The sequence below is a fragment of the Leptospira semungkisensis genome (assembly GCF_004770055.1).
Classification (GTDB): Bacteria; Spirochaetota; Leptospiria; order Leptospirales; family Leptospiraceae; genus Leptospira_B; species Leptospira_B semungkisensis.
The window spans coordinates 127,169-142,113 of sequence record NZ_RQEP01000018.1; the positions used below are offsets into that span (position 1 = coordinate 127,169).

At 43.8% G+C, this 14,945-nt stretch carries 14 protein-coding genes and 1 tRNA gene; 8 read left to right on the forward strand and 7 right to left on the reverse strand.

What is annotated here, in order from left to right; genetic code table 11:
• Window positions 1-2 precede the first annotated feature (2 nt).
• From EHO59_RS12065 to EHO59_RS12095, 7 genes are all read right to left on the reverse strand, one after another.
• Window positions 3-998 (reverse strand): efflux RND transporter periplasmic adaptor subunit, encoded by a 996-nt coding sequence (locus EHO59_RS12065; protein ID WP_135588327.1) that lies wholly within the window; start codon window positions 996-998, stop codon window positions 3-5.
• The gene (locus EHO59_RS12070) at window positions 995-2,425 is read right to left on the reverse strand and encodes a TolC family protein (RefSeq protein ID WP_425460239.1); all 1,431 of its coding nucleotides are present in this window, start codon (window positions 2,423-2,425) and stop codon (window positions 995-997) included. The genes EHO59_RS12065 and EHO59_RS12070 overlap by 4 nt, the downstream gene beginning before the upstream one ends.
• Window positions 2,426-2,530: 105 nt before the next feature.
• Complete coding sequence (locus EHO59_RS12075; RefSeq protein ID WP_135588331.1) at window positions 2,531-2,812, reverse strand: hypothetical protein; 282 nt, start codon at window positions 2,810-2,812, stop codon at window positions 2,531-2,533.
• Window positions 2,813-2,997: 185 nt separating this feature from the next.
• Window positions 2,998-3,480, reverse strand: a complete 483-nt coding sequence (locus EHO59_RS12080; RefSeq protein ID WP_135588333.1) for a hypothetical protein — start codon at window positions 3,478-3,480, stop codon at window positions 2,998-3,000.
• Window positions 3,477-6,194 carry a preprotein translocase subunit SecA gene (gene secA, locus EHO59_RS12085; RefSeq protein ID WP_135588335.1) on the reverse strand — a complete coding sequence of 906 codons (2,718 nt, stop codon included), beginning with the start codon at window positions 6,192-6,194 and terminating at the stop codon, window positions 3,477-3,479. The genes EHO59_RS12080 and secA overlap by 4 nt, the downstream gene beginning before the upstream one ends.
• Window positions 6,195-6,269: 75 nt before the next feature.
• Window positions 6,270-6,965, reverse strand: coding sequence for a type 1 glutamine amidotransferase (locus EHO59_RS12090; protein WP_135588337.1), 696 nt, complete (start codon window positions 6,963-6,965; stop codon window positions 6,270-6,272).
• Entirely contained in the window at window positions 6,962-7,591 is a 630-nt protein-coding gene (locus EHO59_RS12095; RefSeq protein WP_135588339.1) for a TlpA family protein disulfide reductase, read from the reverse strand. The genes EHO59_RS12090 and EHO59_RS12095 overlap by 4 nt, the downstream gene beginning before the upstream one ends.
• 131 nt (window positions 7,592-7,722) lie before the next feature.
• Between EHO59_RS12095 and EHO59_RS12100 the strand changes: the two genes are divergently transcribed.
• The 8 genes from EHO59_RS12100 (at window position 7,723) to EHO59_RS12135 (ending at window position 14,878) form a co-directional block, all read left to right on the forward strand.
• Window positions 7,723-8,229 carry a DNA primase gene (locus EHO59_RS12100; protein WP_210413072.1) on the forward strand — a complete coding sequence of 169 codons (507 nt, stop codon included), beginning with the start codon at window positions 7,723-7,725 and terminating at the stop codon, window positions 8,227-8,229.
• Between the two features lie 36 nt (window positions 8,230-8,265).
• Window positions 8,266-9,621: a 6-hydroxymethylpterin diphosphokinase MptE-like protein gene (locus EHO59_RS12105; RefSeq protein ID WP_135588343.1), complete on the forward strand. Its 1,356-nt coding sequence runs from the start codon at window positions 8,266-8,268 to the stop codon at window positions 9,619-9,621.
• A 117-nt stretch (window positions 9,622-9,738) separates the two neighbouring features.
• Window positions 9,739-10,230 carry a response regulator gene (locus EHO59_RS12110; RefSeq protein ID WP_135588345.1) on the forward strand — a complete coding sequence of 164 codons (492 nt, stop codon included), beginning with the start codon at window positions 9,739-9,741 and terminating at the stop codon, window positions 10,228-10,230.
• Window positions 10,163-11,536 carry a HEAT repeat domain-containing protein gene (locus EHO59_RS12115; RefSeq protein WP_135588347.1) on the forward strand — a complete coding sequence of 458 codons (1,374 nt, stop codon included), beginning with the start codon at window positions 10,163-10,165 and terminating at the stop codon, window positions 11,534-11,536. Before EHO59_RS12110 ends, EHO59_RS12115 begins: the two co-directional genes overlap by 68 nt.
• On the forward strand, window positions 11,533-12,030 hold the full coding sequence (locus EHO59_RS12120; RefSeq protein WP_135588349.1) for an LIC_11959 family protein: 498 nt from the start codon (window positions 11,533-11,535) through the stop codon (window positions 12,028-12,030). Before EHO59_RS12115 ends, EHO59_RS12120 begins: the two co-directional genes overlap by 4 nt.
• Window positions 12,027-12,590, forward strand: a complete 564-nt coding sequence (locus EHO59_RS12125) for a hypothetical protein (RefSeq protein ID WP_246052882.1) — start codon at window positions 12,027-12,029, stop codon at window positions 12,588-12,590. The genes EHO59_RS12120 and EHO59_RS12125 overlap by 4 nt, the downstream gene beginning before the upstream one ends.
• 55 nt (window positions 12,591-12,645) lie before the next feature.
• Window positions 12,646-12,719: transfer RNA gene (locus EHO59_RS12130), tRNA-Ile, on the forward strand.
• 308 nt (window positions 12,720-13,027) lie between these two features.
• Window positions 13,028-14,878, forward strand: a complete 1,851-nt coding sequence (locus EHO59_RS12135) for a PAS domain S-box protein (RefSeq protein ID WP_135588351.1) — start codon at window positions 13,028-13,030, stop codon at window positions 14,876-14,878.
• Window positions 14,879-14,945 lie beyond the last annotated feature (67 nt).

Sequence of the window (14,945 nt, forward strand, 5' to 3'; positions counted from 1 at the left end):
ACTTAAAATCCGAAACTAAGACCTTTCAAAAGGATCGCGCCTTCGATTACGACTTTGTCTCCTCTAGTTAGGCCTTCTAAAACATTTACTCGTTCCCTAGTGGAAATCCCGAGAACAACTTCTCTTCGGAAGAATTCATTCGGAACCTCTTCCACGAAAACATAATTCTTTCCTTCTACTGTGACAACCGAGTTGAAAGGAATGACCACAGTATCTCCGCCAGTCTCTTCTGGAAATTTGACAGTGGCGAACATTCCCGGCTTCAATTTATAACCTTCGTTCTCGATCGCGATACGAACTTTTACGGTCCTTGTCATAGGATCTACGTTATCTCCGAGTGCTTCGGCGGTTCCATTCCACTGTTGGTTCGGGAAAGAGGAGAAGGTAACAATTACTCTTTTACCCTTTCTTAAACTAGTCAATTGGGACTCAGGAACGTCGGAGATGATCCAACCTTTCCTTCCGTTGGCTTTGCCGAGAAGTGCTGGGTTTAAACCGACAGCTCTCAGTTTTCCTTCAAATTCCGCAAGTTCTGCCTCGTCATTCCCTGCGTTGGTCTCTGCTTCGACCAGATCCTTCTCAGTAGCCACTCTATGCTTGAACATGTCCTTGATACGATCCAAGTTCTTGCGAGATCGGTTTAAACTATTCTTGGAATGAATATAACCTACATACAGATCGTTTAATTCAGCCGATTCGAATAGAACGATATGCTCTCCTTCCGAAACGGAAGGAGCAGTGGTAGCGATCAATCTCGCAGGCGCCTCCACATTTACGAAATCATCCTGCTTACCGATCTGAGCCGTTCTAATTATATTCAGACCTGGGCTATTTTCTTTGAACTCGATCCGATCTCCCTTGTCGTGAACGATCGCTTTCTGAGGATGAGCTGGGGTCTTCTTCGAATGTTTATTAAAACCGAAGATCACGATCGAGATCGATAGAGCCGCAACTATAACGATGAGTAGGATTCTGAATTTGTTTGAGGATGGTATCATTTCGAGCCCCCTTGGGTATTACCGGACGCCCCGGTATTTTTCGAGCCTGGTATTAGCAAACCTGTTCCGACGGAGTAATTCACTCCCTCTATCGCTTCCATTCTGTCGGTTTGGAGGCGAAGCATCTCTACAATGCTGGATCGATACGTTTCGAAGAAGTCTGCAAATTCCAAAATCGATATATAACGTTTTTCGTAACTAAGGATCATATCCTGCGCTAAGTCAGAGTAATCTTTAGTGTAAGTGTTCCTGAACCTACGATACAGGCCGTCTTTGGCCTTAGCGGTTGCTAGAGCAACATTCACGTCATTTTCCACTTCTAAGATGAGGTTTTTCAATTCCTGCTTTCTGACGAGAATGGATCTTTCTGCTGCCTTGATATTTCCTTGGTTTCTATCAAAGATCGGGATATTCAACTGAGCGGTGACCCCCCAATAGTTCTGGAACGCCGTTCCCCCTCTATTGTACATAGGACCGAAGGCAAGGTCCGGAATCGCATTCGCATGTTGCAATTCCAGGTTGGCTTCTTCGTATCTTAAGGCTTGCACTGCCTTTTTCAGATCGGGCCTGTATTCTCTTGCCTTACTTAGAATATTTTCCAGCTTCAATTCGTCTAGAGTGAGCTTCTCTACGAAGTCCACATCCAGAACAGGAACTATAGCGACATCGGGTGCTTTATACGCGTCTTCGTTCAAGAGAACTCTTAGATCAGCTTCCTTCTCCAAAACCTTGATCCTAAGATCTTCTCTTTCCTTCCTTAGGAAGAATAGAAGAGCCTTAAGACGTAGAACTTCCGACTGAAGCACTGCCCTTCTCTTATAAGCAAGATCCGCAGAAGATACCGTCTTTTCCAGAGCGGCTAAACTTCCGTCATAGAAAGCGATTGCTTCTCTATAATAATGAATGAAGTAGAAAGTCCTTCTAAGTTTAGTGATCAGGGCTCTCGCAAGATCATAAAACTCTTGCTCGCTCATCTTTGCAGTGAGCTCTGCAACGCGAACTCTTTTATCGATCTTTCCTCCAAGTAGGAATACTTGTTGGATCTGAACGACCGTTTGTCCGGACCTGCTAAAGTCGAAATAACGTTGGGTCGGCTCTGCGAAAATACTCTGATCGATGAAGATATTCGGATTCGCGTAGAGTCCCGCTTGCTCTATTCCGGCCTTCTTAGCGTCAATATTGAACTTAGAAGCGAGCAAGAGGAGGTTATTCTTCCAAAGAAGTTCCTCTGCCTTCGCCAATTCTATACGGATTTGTGTTCTTTCCTTATCTTCATTCGAGAGATTGGAGGTAGCTCTGTTCTCTACCTGCAAGATCTCTCCGCTTCCCTGAGCCTCGTTCTCCGGTTTAGGAGAAGGTTCCGGCTGCTGAGAAACAGTTTGGCCTGTTGCCCAAACCAAGATTAGAAATGCTAGCACCTTTTTAATCATATATATACGAAATTATCCCAAAAGATGGTCTTTTGCTGTAATACTCCTGGAGATAGAGTTTGCCCCTAGAAAGGCATAGCTCTCCCTCAAATTGAAAAGAAATTAGATAACGCTTGGGGGTGGTAGATTCGTGAGTAAGAGAGAAAGGAATTCTTTCGGTCTGTTATGCCCGTCTATAAAAACGATCTTAGAGATAAAAGAATAAGGAGTCCAAGGAGAATCAGCAATGGTCTCTGCGATGAACTCTACCGGTTTGGTATCTCTCTCGCGAGCTTGAGTATAAATTAAGCCTTCTGAATCTTTTAGGTCGGCTTCAATAAAGACGGGAGCGGTTTTCTTATTTTGAGATAAGGCGATCTTATGGCTCTCTTCTTCCTTATTCATCCATTCCAAAGAGGATGAAAATAGAACGAGAGCTATCTGAAGAAAAACCAACAGAATGTAAGATATGCGCCGCACTATTATGCCACAAGAATATAGACGTTTATTTCGTCAACAATTCGGTACGCCGAAAACAAAAGGATCTGGTGCGTTAAAAAAATTCCTATTTTACGAAATTGGAATCTCTATCAACGAGCAGCAGAGGGAGGTGTATGAAGCACTCTCACTACTGTTCCTTTTTGAAAATGCAGACGTAATTCTCTATCAGGCCTAGATCCTTCTGCATATTTAGAAATAGGTCTTGTATACACCCATTCCTCCATGCCGGGAGCCCAATTGTTGATCGTTCTCTTTTCGTCCGGTTCTCCGATCAATTCTTTCACAAAGATCTTATTCTGGTACAAAAGAGACTTAATCAGATCCGCACGGATCTTAAGAGAAGAAGGATCCACTGGACCTGCTACTGCATTCTGTCCAAGGATCGTAACGTCTGCGTCTGGGATAGACTTCAATACGAATTCTTTACATTTAGCATCGTCTTGGAATGTAGCCATACATTCCGCGTACAATTGCTTAGGGGTTTTTGCCTCTCTACCGCTTGTATCCCCAAAGAAATAAGCACATTGAGAGAGGAATACGAAAGAGAAGATTACTAGAGACTTTGCTTTCATTTTCGTTTTCTCCGACTGGTTTTTCTTTCCGAGCCACCACCACCGGAAGCTACCGGCAAGGCTTCGGAAGCTTTGTTTCTAGGTTTTGAATCAGTCAATTCCTGGAAGCCACCCGTTACTTCCTGACCAACCTTTTTATATTCTTTTTTCTCTTCAGGCATTTGGGTCTTCTCTGTGACTTCCACTCGGATCAAGAAGCTTACGATCTCGTTCTTCATGTTCTCTATGGCTTGGTCAAAGATCCTGAATCCTTGTAGTTTATATTCTACCAAAGGATTCTTCTCTCCATATCCTACGGTCCAAATCCCTTCACGAAGATGGTCCATGGAATAGAGATGTTCTTTCCAACGATGATCCAAAATATCCAAGAAGATATTTCTCTCTAGTAATTTCCAAACATCCGGACCGATTCCGTCCGCTTTATCTTGATAAAATTTCTGAGCAGTATGATTCAAAGAATCGAATATAGCAAGTTGTGCGTTCTTCGATTTCTTGATCTCGTCTTGATTCACTTCCCATGGAAGTCCCAAACCAGTGAACCATTCCTTTAATGCGTCCCATTCCCAATTATTAGGATTTCCGCCTTCACAAGTCATTACCACTTGCGCTTCGATGATCTCGTCTAAGAAATCTTTTACAAGAACAGTAACATCTCCGCCTTCCAACACCTCGTTTCTCATCTTATAGATAACGATCCTTTGGCGGTTCATCACATCGTCATATTCCAGAAGGTGTTTACGTATATCGAAGTTATGACCTTCTACTCTTTTCTGAGCACGAGCAATTGCATTCGAGACCATCGGATGTTCGATCTCTTGGCCTTCCGGCATCTTCAATCTTTCCATGATGCCTGCAATCCGATCCGATCCGAAGATCCTCATCAGATCATCTTGGAGAGAAAGATAGAATCTACTCGAACCTGGATCCCCTTGGCGTCCGGATCTACCTCTAAGCTGGTTGTCTATCCTTCTCGCCTCATGTCTTTCCGTTCCGAGAATATGCAAGCCACCGGCTTCGAGCACTTCCTCGTGGTTCTTTCTCCAGATTTTAGCACTAGTTAAAATATCATTGGCTCTGGATCTTTTAGTTTGGGAATCCAGCTTCTGAGAGATCTCACTTGCCCGATCAAAATCGGCTCGTACGGTTGCCTCTTTGAATTCGCTGATCACGATATCCGATTCGATCCAGGACTCCAAACTCTCCTTGAAGAGTTGAGCGCCTCCGAGCACGATATCCGTTCCACGACCCGCCATATTTGTTGCGATCGTAACAGCTCCCGGTTTTCCTGCGTTCGCAATGATCTCCGCTTCCTTCTCGTGAAACTTGGCGTTCAATACATTATGCGAAATCCCTGCTTGGGAAAGAAGTCTAGACAATACTTCTGACTTCTCGATGGAAATAGTTCCTACTAAGACCGGCTGTTTTCTAGATTGGCAATCCGTGATCTCATTTAAGATCGCAGTGAACTTTTCCTTCTCCGTTCTATAAACTCGATCCGCTGCATCCTTTCTTTGGACAGGAACGTTAGGCGGAATTACGATAACATCCAGATTATAAATCTTATGAAACTCTTCTGCCTCGGTATCTGCAGTTCCTGTCATACCGGAAAGTTTCTCATACAAGCGGAAATAATTTTGGAAAGTGATGCTCGCGAGAGTCTGGGATTCTCTTGCGATCGTTACGCCTTCTTTTGCTTCTAAAGCCTGGTGAAGTCCGTCTGAATATCTTCTTCCTGACATCAAACGTCCAGTGAATTCGTCTACGATGATCACTTCTCCGTTTTGCACCACGTAATCCACATCTCTCTGAAAGATCTTATGTGCTTTCAAAGCTTGGTGCACGTGATGGACTAGGTCCACGTTCTGAGGAGCGTATAGGTTATCGATCTGAAGGATCTCTTCTACGTGAGCAACCCCTCTCTCTGTAAGAAGGGTGTTTTTCGCCTTCTCATCCTTTTCGTAATCCTCGCCCTCGATCAATTTAGGAATGATCCTATCGATACGAACATATTTGTCCGTAGACTCATCGGAAGGACCGGAAATAATCAGAGGAGTTCTCGCCTCATCGATTAGGATGGAGTCCACCTCGTCCACAATCGCAAAGAAATGTGCTCTTTGCACCTTATGATCGATATGAGAGACCATATTGTCCCTTAGATAATCGAAACCATATTCGTTATTGGTTCCGTATGTGATATCTGCGGAGTATGCTGCCTTACGATCATCATGCTCCATATCATGTTGGATGATCCCTACCTGCAATTCCAAGAAATCGTAAATCGGTTTCATCCAGTTGGCATCCCTTCTGGCCAGATAATCGTTTACGGTAACGACATGCACTCCCTTGCCAGCAAGCGCATTCAGATACACTGCCAATGTAGAAGTCAGGGTCTTACCTTCACCGGTCTTCATCTCTGCGATGTTTCCCCAATGAAGAGCGATCCCTCCCATAAGCTGCACGTCGAAATGGCGCATCCCCAGTTTTCTAAGAGCTGCTTCTCTTACAGTAGCGAATGCTTCGGGAAGAATATCGTCCAGGGTCTCGCCCTTTGCTAATCTCTCCTTAAACTTTCTAGTTTGAGAAGCTAAGTCCGTATCGCTTAACGCGCGAATGGATTCCTCTAAGGAATTGATCTGAAGAACTATCGGAGTAAGTCGTTTCAGGTCTCTTTCGTATTTGCTACCGAATAGGACCCTTAAAATTTTCTGTATCATGTATGCACCATCAATCGTTTCAATTCAATGTATCTTGTTTCGGAATTTCACCGAAACCTTTTCGGCCAAAGAAAATTATAAATCCAAAATCCCTTCGAATAGGGCTTTGCCTGCGTCTTCCATTTGAGACCTCAGATCTTCCGTTTCCGGTCCAGGAATCCATCCGGCTTTTCTGATAAACTCGGAATGGACCTTTTTCCAGGTCTTGAGCATAGACTCGGTCACTTCTAAATGACATTGGATCCCAAAGATCCGATTCTCAAACTCGAACATCTGGTTCGGATAAAAGCTTCCTTGCAAGAGAAGGTTCGCACCTTTGGGAAGATCGAATACATCCTCATGCAGATGGAATGCCGGAAAAGAAGTCTGGCTCTGCAATTTTTTAAAAGCAGGATGAGAAGGATTGCTTATTTTTACATCCGAGAAACCGACTTCCGGGCCCTTATCACCCGCATACACTTTCGCACCTAATGCGGAGGCAAGAATCTGAGAGCCTAGACAGATCCCGATTACCTTCTTGTCCTTCATAGAAATCAGATTCGAAGCGAGGTCCAACCAAGGACGAAAGAAATGTGCCTGAGATGAATCATGAACCGTCTGAGGTCCACCGAGTAAAACAACAAGGTCGAACATCTGATGAGCCCCGGGCATCAAATGCACTCTGGGATCATACGCATTCAGATAAGTAATTTTATAATTTCTAGATTCGATTGCCTCGAGTAGGGTGCCTGGACCCTCGCAATCCTTGAATCGCACAATAAGGCATCTCATGATTGACCGGCCATTCTCTTGAAAAAGATCACTTTCATGTCTTTCGGAATCTTGACCGCATCGGACTCTTCACTAATGGGGCCTATAAAATTATAATAAAGTACTAATGGTTTCGTTTTGAATAGAAGAGTCTCCGGAGTTCCCGTCACAAGACCTTCATTGCGAGAAATACGAAAAGGAGATTTCATGATGATTACTGGAAGCTTAATTCCGAACTTCCTCACTTCTTCCTTCATCAAGACGGAAGCTTGCTTCAAGAGCTCTTCTTCAGAAAGCTTTTCAGGATTATCAAAGAATACTGTAGGATCTACGACCATGTACAGTTTAATATGAGGATCCTTTTGCAATTCAGCATGCAGATGATTCAAAACAGGAACTTCTTTTACGCAAGGGATGCAGTTCGGACCATACACATTCAAAGCGACTCTTTCGGCGGGAATATCCGCGATCCGGATCGCTTTTCCTTCCAAGGTAATTCCTTCGAAGGATTGCACTCCTAGATTGGATTGTTCGGAAGGCGCGCAGACTGCTAGGGCAGCCAGTAGAAAAAGAATATTTAGGCGGAAGAAAATCCCTCGGGATCGAGGGTAACTAAGCCTGGAATCGGAGTTGGCCTGAGAATCCATGGGCGTTTACCAAAATCCGAGATTCCTCCTGAAATTCAAGGAATAAACGAAAGATATAAGGGATTGACAGAGAAGGGAAATCGAGAATTATGGTAGATTCCAAGGCCTCTATCTCCCCACAGGAACGAAAAATGACCCAGAATCAGAATTCAGAATTCGATATTGTTACATTAATTGAACTGGCCAAAAAAAACAAGTATGAAAGAGCCGTTGCTGGCTTCCAAGTTCTGGATCGAATCGATAGACTCGAACTTCCTAAAAAAATAAAAGGCCGTAAACTCGCAGTCCAAGCGATGTTCGCACTTGCTAACGACGAAGTACAATACAAATACGTAACGAAAGAAGAAAGAGCTGCCATCGAGCAAGAAGCTGCGCAAGCAGGCGGAGCCACTTATTCTCAATTTAACGGACTATTCGAAGCGCCTCAAGCTCCTATCGCAGAAGAAGATATGGAAGAAGATTTCATTCCAGAAGAAGCTGCGAAACCTCTTATGGATATGGAAGATGGAGAAGAGGGAGAATCCTATGACGATGAGGAAGAGGATTCTGACGACGACGATGATGAAGACGATGACGATGATCAGGATGAAGACGAAGACGAAGAAGAGGATTCTGAAGAGGAAGCAGACGAGGACTGATCTATCTTTCAGTTAGTTCGTCAATCTGACAGTTCTATGAATCTAAAGGAGGAATCCTCCTCCTTTTATCTACATTCCACCCACGATCCACAAAAAGAAGGCGAGAGAATCTCTCGCCAAATTCCTTCCAACCTAAAAAAAGAAGAGCTACTTGTCCTAGTTGGGATTGGCTGCGGCTATCACTTACTTTCTTATTTAAAAGAAAACTCAAACCCTACCCTTCTTCTATTAGAACCGTTTGGTGAACTGGAATCTATAGCCGGCCCGGAATGGATGCCTGAGCTAAATGCTCTTCTCTCTCAGAAATCCGAGATCGAAACTCCGAAAGTCTTCTTCGATTGGAAGAAGTTTATCCAAGCGGAACAAAAATCCTGGCTGGATCCTAAGATCCGCTCCATACGAGTCTTCGTTCATCCCGCCTACCAAAGACGTTATCCCGAAATTTGCAAAGAGATCCTCTCCTTCTTTCAAACAAAGAAACCTGTCTCTCAAAATGAAGCGGCCAAGGCGGAATACGGAAGACTCTGGGTCCGGAACTTCTTCAAGCATCTGAAAGAGTCGGAAGAATGTCGAAGTGCCTACAAAATTCTCACGCGCACCCTTCCCCCAAACCCAAAACGGATCGGATGCTTCTTAGGAGCATCTCCCAATTTGGAGAAGGAAGTCGGTTGGATCCGAGAGAATCGAGAAAATGTCTTTCTACTCTCCTCGGATACTGCTCTTGGATTTTTATTAGAAAGTGGAATCCGACCTCATGCTGTACTTTCGATAGATAGCGGACTTGGAACTTCCTATCATTTTCCGGAGAATTTCCCGAAAGACATTCCCATCCTGACTTGGTTTGGAGGTTCTTCCAAGATATTCGAATTGGAAAATCCTAAGATCATTTATCTTTCTACTCACCCATTGGATCAGATCCTGGGAGCCAGATTCTTTCCGAATGCTCCTATATTAGAAAATCCTACCTTAAATGTTTCCGGACTGGCTGTATCCTTCTTCCAGAGTGTAGGAGCTACAGCAGTTCTACTGAAAGGATTCGGTTTTTCTAGAGAATCAGGAAAGACACATTGCAGAGCGAGCGGATACGAGAGATACGATCGTTTTTTTCTAGAAAGAAAAAGAAGTCTATATTCCGCGAGGTATTCGCCTGAATCTCGATGGAAAGCAAGAACGATCGTACTAGATTCCTTAAATAAGTGGAGTCCGATCCGGATCCTAGCAGAACTCGATTCTGAAACTTCTTCTTTTGCTGATTGGGAAAATGCCTTAACAGAATTTCATTCTAGTTTTCCAGGCTCGGGAAAGAACTGGAGATCCTTTTGCAATGAGGTGCCGAGCCTTCCCCCAGAAATCAAGAGACTCATCCCTAGAGCAAGTAAGGTCTTGGACTAAAACTTCTAAAATGGGCTCGAAGCTGTAACGTGCCAAGAATTCTTCCTACTTGACATTCTCGAATTCATCTCAAAGACTCTATAGTTCCGGGAAGCCGGTCCTATTTCGGTCAGGATTATGAATAAAGGTTATATTATTTGTGTCGATGATGAAGTGTCGGTTCTGGAAACTCTCCAGGAACAACTTCATAACGAGTTCGGTAAGACTCATGAGATCGAGACTGCCAGAAGCGCCGAAGAGGCCTTGGCTCTTTTGGATGAGATCCAATCTTCCGGCTTTGTAATCGAAGTCATTATTACGGATCAGGTCATGCCGGGCATGAAGGGAGCGGATTTCTTAGAATCCGTCCACAAACGGTCTCCTGATTCGATCAAAATTCTGCTTACCGGACAAGCGGGTCTGGATTCGGCCATTCATGCGATTAATTTCGGCGGATTAAGCAGATACGTGGAAAAACCTTGGAATATAGAGGATCTAACCAGAGATATCAGATCTTTGATAGAAAAGTTCCGGCAGAATCTGGAGAACCAACACTTAATCAATGAACTCAATAGACGAATCAAGGACCTTGAAGAAGAAAACCGCAAATTGCAACAATCGGGAGAATAGATTCGAAATTTCTCCCAAATTCCTCTGGATACTTTGCCTAACTCTCTGCCTCACCGCTCAGACTGGACTCTTATTCTCTAAAGAAGCTCCGCCTAAGCCAAAATATACGGAAGAGCAGATCCGAAAAAAGAGAGAGGTACTTTCTAAAGTTCTGAAATACGGAACCACTAAAGAAAGAGCCTCTGCCCTACGTGAACTAGAAGATTTTCCAAAAGAAGACGCCGGAGAATTGTACGATCAAGTCGGAGTGATCCTGGCAAAGGATCCGGATTGGTCCATGAGGATCTATGCTCTCAGGATTTCCGGAATACTCGGACTCACTCAATTCGAAGATAAGATCATCGCCTTACTCAAACACGACCAGCAGGACGTTCAGAAAGAAGCGGTCTATGTGGTGAAAAAGCTTAAACTTAGTTCCGGGATTTCCACGATGACCGAGCTATTGAAGGCTCAGGATTTCACGAAGAATTCCAATTTTCTCATCGCACTCATTGACGCATTGGGGGAATTTCCGGAAGCAAGCGACGCATTCTCCGTATTAGAAGCCAGATTTCAGGAAAAATTCAACGATCCCGAAGTTCGTGCTCAGATCGCATTATACTTCGGAAAGGTAAAGAAATCTTCCATAGAGAATGTGCTGATCAATACGGTTAAGGACGAGAAGGAACCGATCACGATTCGCGCGTATTCGGTGAATGCTCTCGGAAAGATCAAATCCAGCGCAGCAATCGCGCCTCTCAGAGAACTTTTAGATAAGATCAGAAGTTTAAAATCCAAGAATGATATTCAGGATTACCAAGCTTTAAAAATACATACGATTACAGCACTCGTCTCTCTAGGAGATAAGGATATTATAGAAGAATTATATTCTTTCGCCAGAGATGACGATGCCACAGTTCGATTGAGAGCGATCAAGCACTTGGCCGAAACGGAAGATCCTTCTGTTATAGAAATCCTAGAATACAAGGCACAAAGAGATCCGAGTGAAAAGGTCAAAAGAGCTGCCCAAACTGCTCTGGACCAACTGCGAAAAAAATTGGACCCGACTTATACTCCTCCTGCTGTTGAGAAGAAGGATACATCCAGAACCGGCGCAGGAACCCGTAGGACAGGAGGCTCCCGAAAATCTCGTCCAAGTGGAGAAGGCCCCAATCCTGTTCCACTGAGCGGAGATGGCGGAGGTGCTCCTTCCGGCGGAGGAGGTAGTGGAGGCGCTCCTCCAAGTGATGGCGGCAGCCCACCTCCTTCTGGCGGTGGTGGTGGCGGGGGAAAACCTCCCGAATCAGAAGATCTAGAGAATGAATAGTGCGTTTTTCTGTTCTTACATTCGGTCTGACCTGGATTTCTCTGAGTACATTCAGCATCGCTAATATACTCGCAGAACCTGCAGGAAATACCTATAGAGGCACGATTCCCCTCCAAGAACCTCGTGCCTTGGATATAAAAGACAAGCTCAGCGACTCCTCTCCGGATTTTCCGGTAGATCTGAAACTATTTTTTCAGGGACTGCAAGGAAACTATGCGGTCTTCTATGACTGGAATGGACATACGGTGTATTACAAATACAGGGACAATAAATTCGATAGAAGATTACGAAAATATGTTTCTAGACTCGCAGGAGGAGCTCCGTACGAGGTAAGCGGAGAATACCAAGGAGTCATCGTCTTCGAGAACAAGACCATTTCCAGATTCAAGAAGAAGGGAGAGGATACCATAGCGGATCGAAAGGAAAAGCAATCCATCCCAGTCTTTCAACTTACGAAATATAGAGAACTTATCTTAGAGGAGATCATCTTTTGATCTTTGCTCGTTCTTTAGAACAGTTCCTCCGTCGACCAATTGCTATTTTCTATTCCCCTCTCTTATCAAATGCAGTTCGTTCTGTATGCTTCTCAATCGTACTCTTAATTTCCATTCCTGTTTTTTCCGTACCTCTCGACCCGGATCAGAAAGTCTATCAGCCAGGAGAGAAATTTCAGGAAAACTTCCTGCAAATTGATTTTCCGGAAAAAGCCCTGGTCCGAACCGAATCCAGGAAAAGATGGAGAGCCGTTCCTCTCAAAGACAGAGCCTGGTTGGCGATCTGGAGAAAATTGGATCGGACTGGAGACGAACAAACCGGCATCCAAGTCTTAGAAGCTGTATTTCCGAATATTCCCCCAGAAAAGATCAAACTAGAGAATGCGGAGATCCTACAATGGACCAAGGAAGATATCTCCGGAGGAAATCCCTTGCAGATCCTTTTCTATCTCATCCGAAAAAGAGATGAGGCTTATACAGTTTACATCACTTTCTATCGAGAAAGGTCCGATCTAAAGGAATGGTTTGGAAATCCTGCTCGTTACCTGAAAACAAAGTGACTTTCCGCAAAATCGACTTGATACACACCGAGCTTCCAAAAAACTGGAGGCTCTCGGGCCTATAGCTCAGTTGGTTAGAGCGGCAGACTCATAATCTGCGGGTCGAAGGTTCAAGTCCTTCTGGGCCCAAAATTTCATTTCTCATAGTTCATACATCAGATTCAGAATCTCCGGGTTGCAGGTGCAAATCCTTCAATCACACACGCACTCAATTCACCTAACAAAGATATCTTACACTACATAACCAGCATGAGACAAAATTCTTCCATTATGTCTCTATAATACTTTCTACCTACCTTCTTCTCAACCTTTCGGACTATATTATAAAAATCGAATTTCCTCGGTTTTGCTTGCTTCAAAATTCCTTCCGAGGGAAATTGTGTCAAAATAAAGAAAATATATCAGCCGTTGACACAGACTACGTTAGGAGAAATGGAATGATCCAGACAGTTGCAGAGATCTTTAAGCAAAACTTTTTGCCCCAGGCGGAGAGAAAGAAAACAATCCTTCTCGTGGAGGACGAAGCGATCATCGCCTTCTCCGAAACCCAGAGATTAGAAAAAAATGGATACAAGGTTATTCCAGCCTACTCTGCGGATGAAGCCATCCGATTTGCGACGAACGACTACACGATAGACCTCATCCTAATGGACATAGATCTAAGAGAAGAAGAGGACGGCGCCGACGCTGCATTAAAGATCCTTAAATTACGAGATATTCCCATCGTATTCTTATCCAGCCACACCGAACCTGAAGTAGTTGCCAAAACCGAAAAAATCACCTCTTACGGATACGTGGTAAAGAATTCAGGAGAAACAGTTCTACTCGCCTCCATCAAGATGGCTTTCAAACTTTACGAATCTCATCTTCGATTAAAAAGAAGCGAAGAATCTCTAAAAGAAAACCAAGAGCTACTAGAAGCTACCCTTAGATCCATAGGAGATGGAGTAATCTCCACAGATGAATTAGGAAATATCACGGACATGAACTATGTTGCCGAGGTTCTAACCGGTTGGCGCGTAGAAGATGCTATCCGAGAACCGATCGAAAAAGTATTTAGAATCGTAAATGCGAGGACAAGACGTCGGATCAGGAATCCGATCGATCATGTAATTCCCAAAGGCAAGATCATGGGCCTCGAGAATGAAGTTCTACTCGTTTCCAAAAACGGATTGGAATATCGTATCTCCGAGACTTCTGCTCCGATTCGTTCCGAAAGAGGTTATATCATAGGTTCTGTATTAGTTTTTCGTGATATTACTAAAGAATACGACCTTCTAGAAAATTTAAAGGAAAGCGAGTCCAGATTCCGCAATCTCGCAAATGTTGCTCCGGTTATGATCTGGATCGCAGGAACAGATAAGAAATTTAGCTGGTTCAATCAAACCTGGTTGGATTTCACCGGAAAGACAATGGAAGACGAGCTCGGCTTCGGATGGGCCGATGGAATCCATCCGGATGATATAGTAAATTGTTATAATACATACAGCACTCATTTCGAAGAAAGAAAATCATTCTCCATGAGCTATAGGCTTCGCAATAAACAAGGAGAATGGAGATGGATCCAAGACAATGGCATCCCGATCACGGATGCGTCCGGAATATTTAAAGGCTATATAGGTTCCTCAGTGGATATCACAGAAGCCAAGATCGCAATGGAATCCCTTTCCAAGGATTTGGAAGAAAGAGAGTATCTCTTCCAAGAATTGCAGCATAGAGCGAAGAATAGCCTGAACATGATAAGCAGTATCATAGAGATTGAAGCGGACAGTTCTTCTGATGAGAGCGTAAAGAATTCACTCGCAAACATAGTGAACCGCATCCAATCCGTAGGAAATCTATATGATATACTCTATACTTCTAATGGTTCTCATATAGTTCGTTTGGATAAATATATCCATAGAATCACAAGGACATTGTTAGAAGCCTTTCATAAGGACGAGAATCGAATCTCTCTTCAGCAGGATTTAGAACCCTTGGAAATGGATGCTAAAACTGCGATTCCATTCGGATTGGTAGTCAACGAACTTCTCACAAACACTCTTAAATATGCATTTCCAGGGAACAGAGAAGGAACAGTTCGGATCCTTCTTAAAAAAGAAGGGACAGTAGTGAACTTAGAAGTCTCCGACAATGGTGTTCCCTTTCCGAAAGATTTCGATATGGAATCCTCGGAAGGTTTAGGGCTTAAACTCGTGAAATTACTAGTAACCCAGATGAAAGGAAATCTAGATTGGAAATTCAGCGGAGAGAAGAAAGCGCAAATACGTCTTTGCACAGGCAAGTAGTCCATCCAAGATTTCTAAATTTCGATCCAAGAAAATTAGGCGAATCCCTCTTAAATCAGCGTTTTAG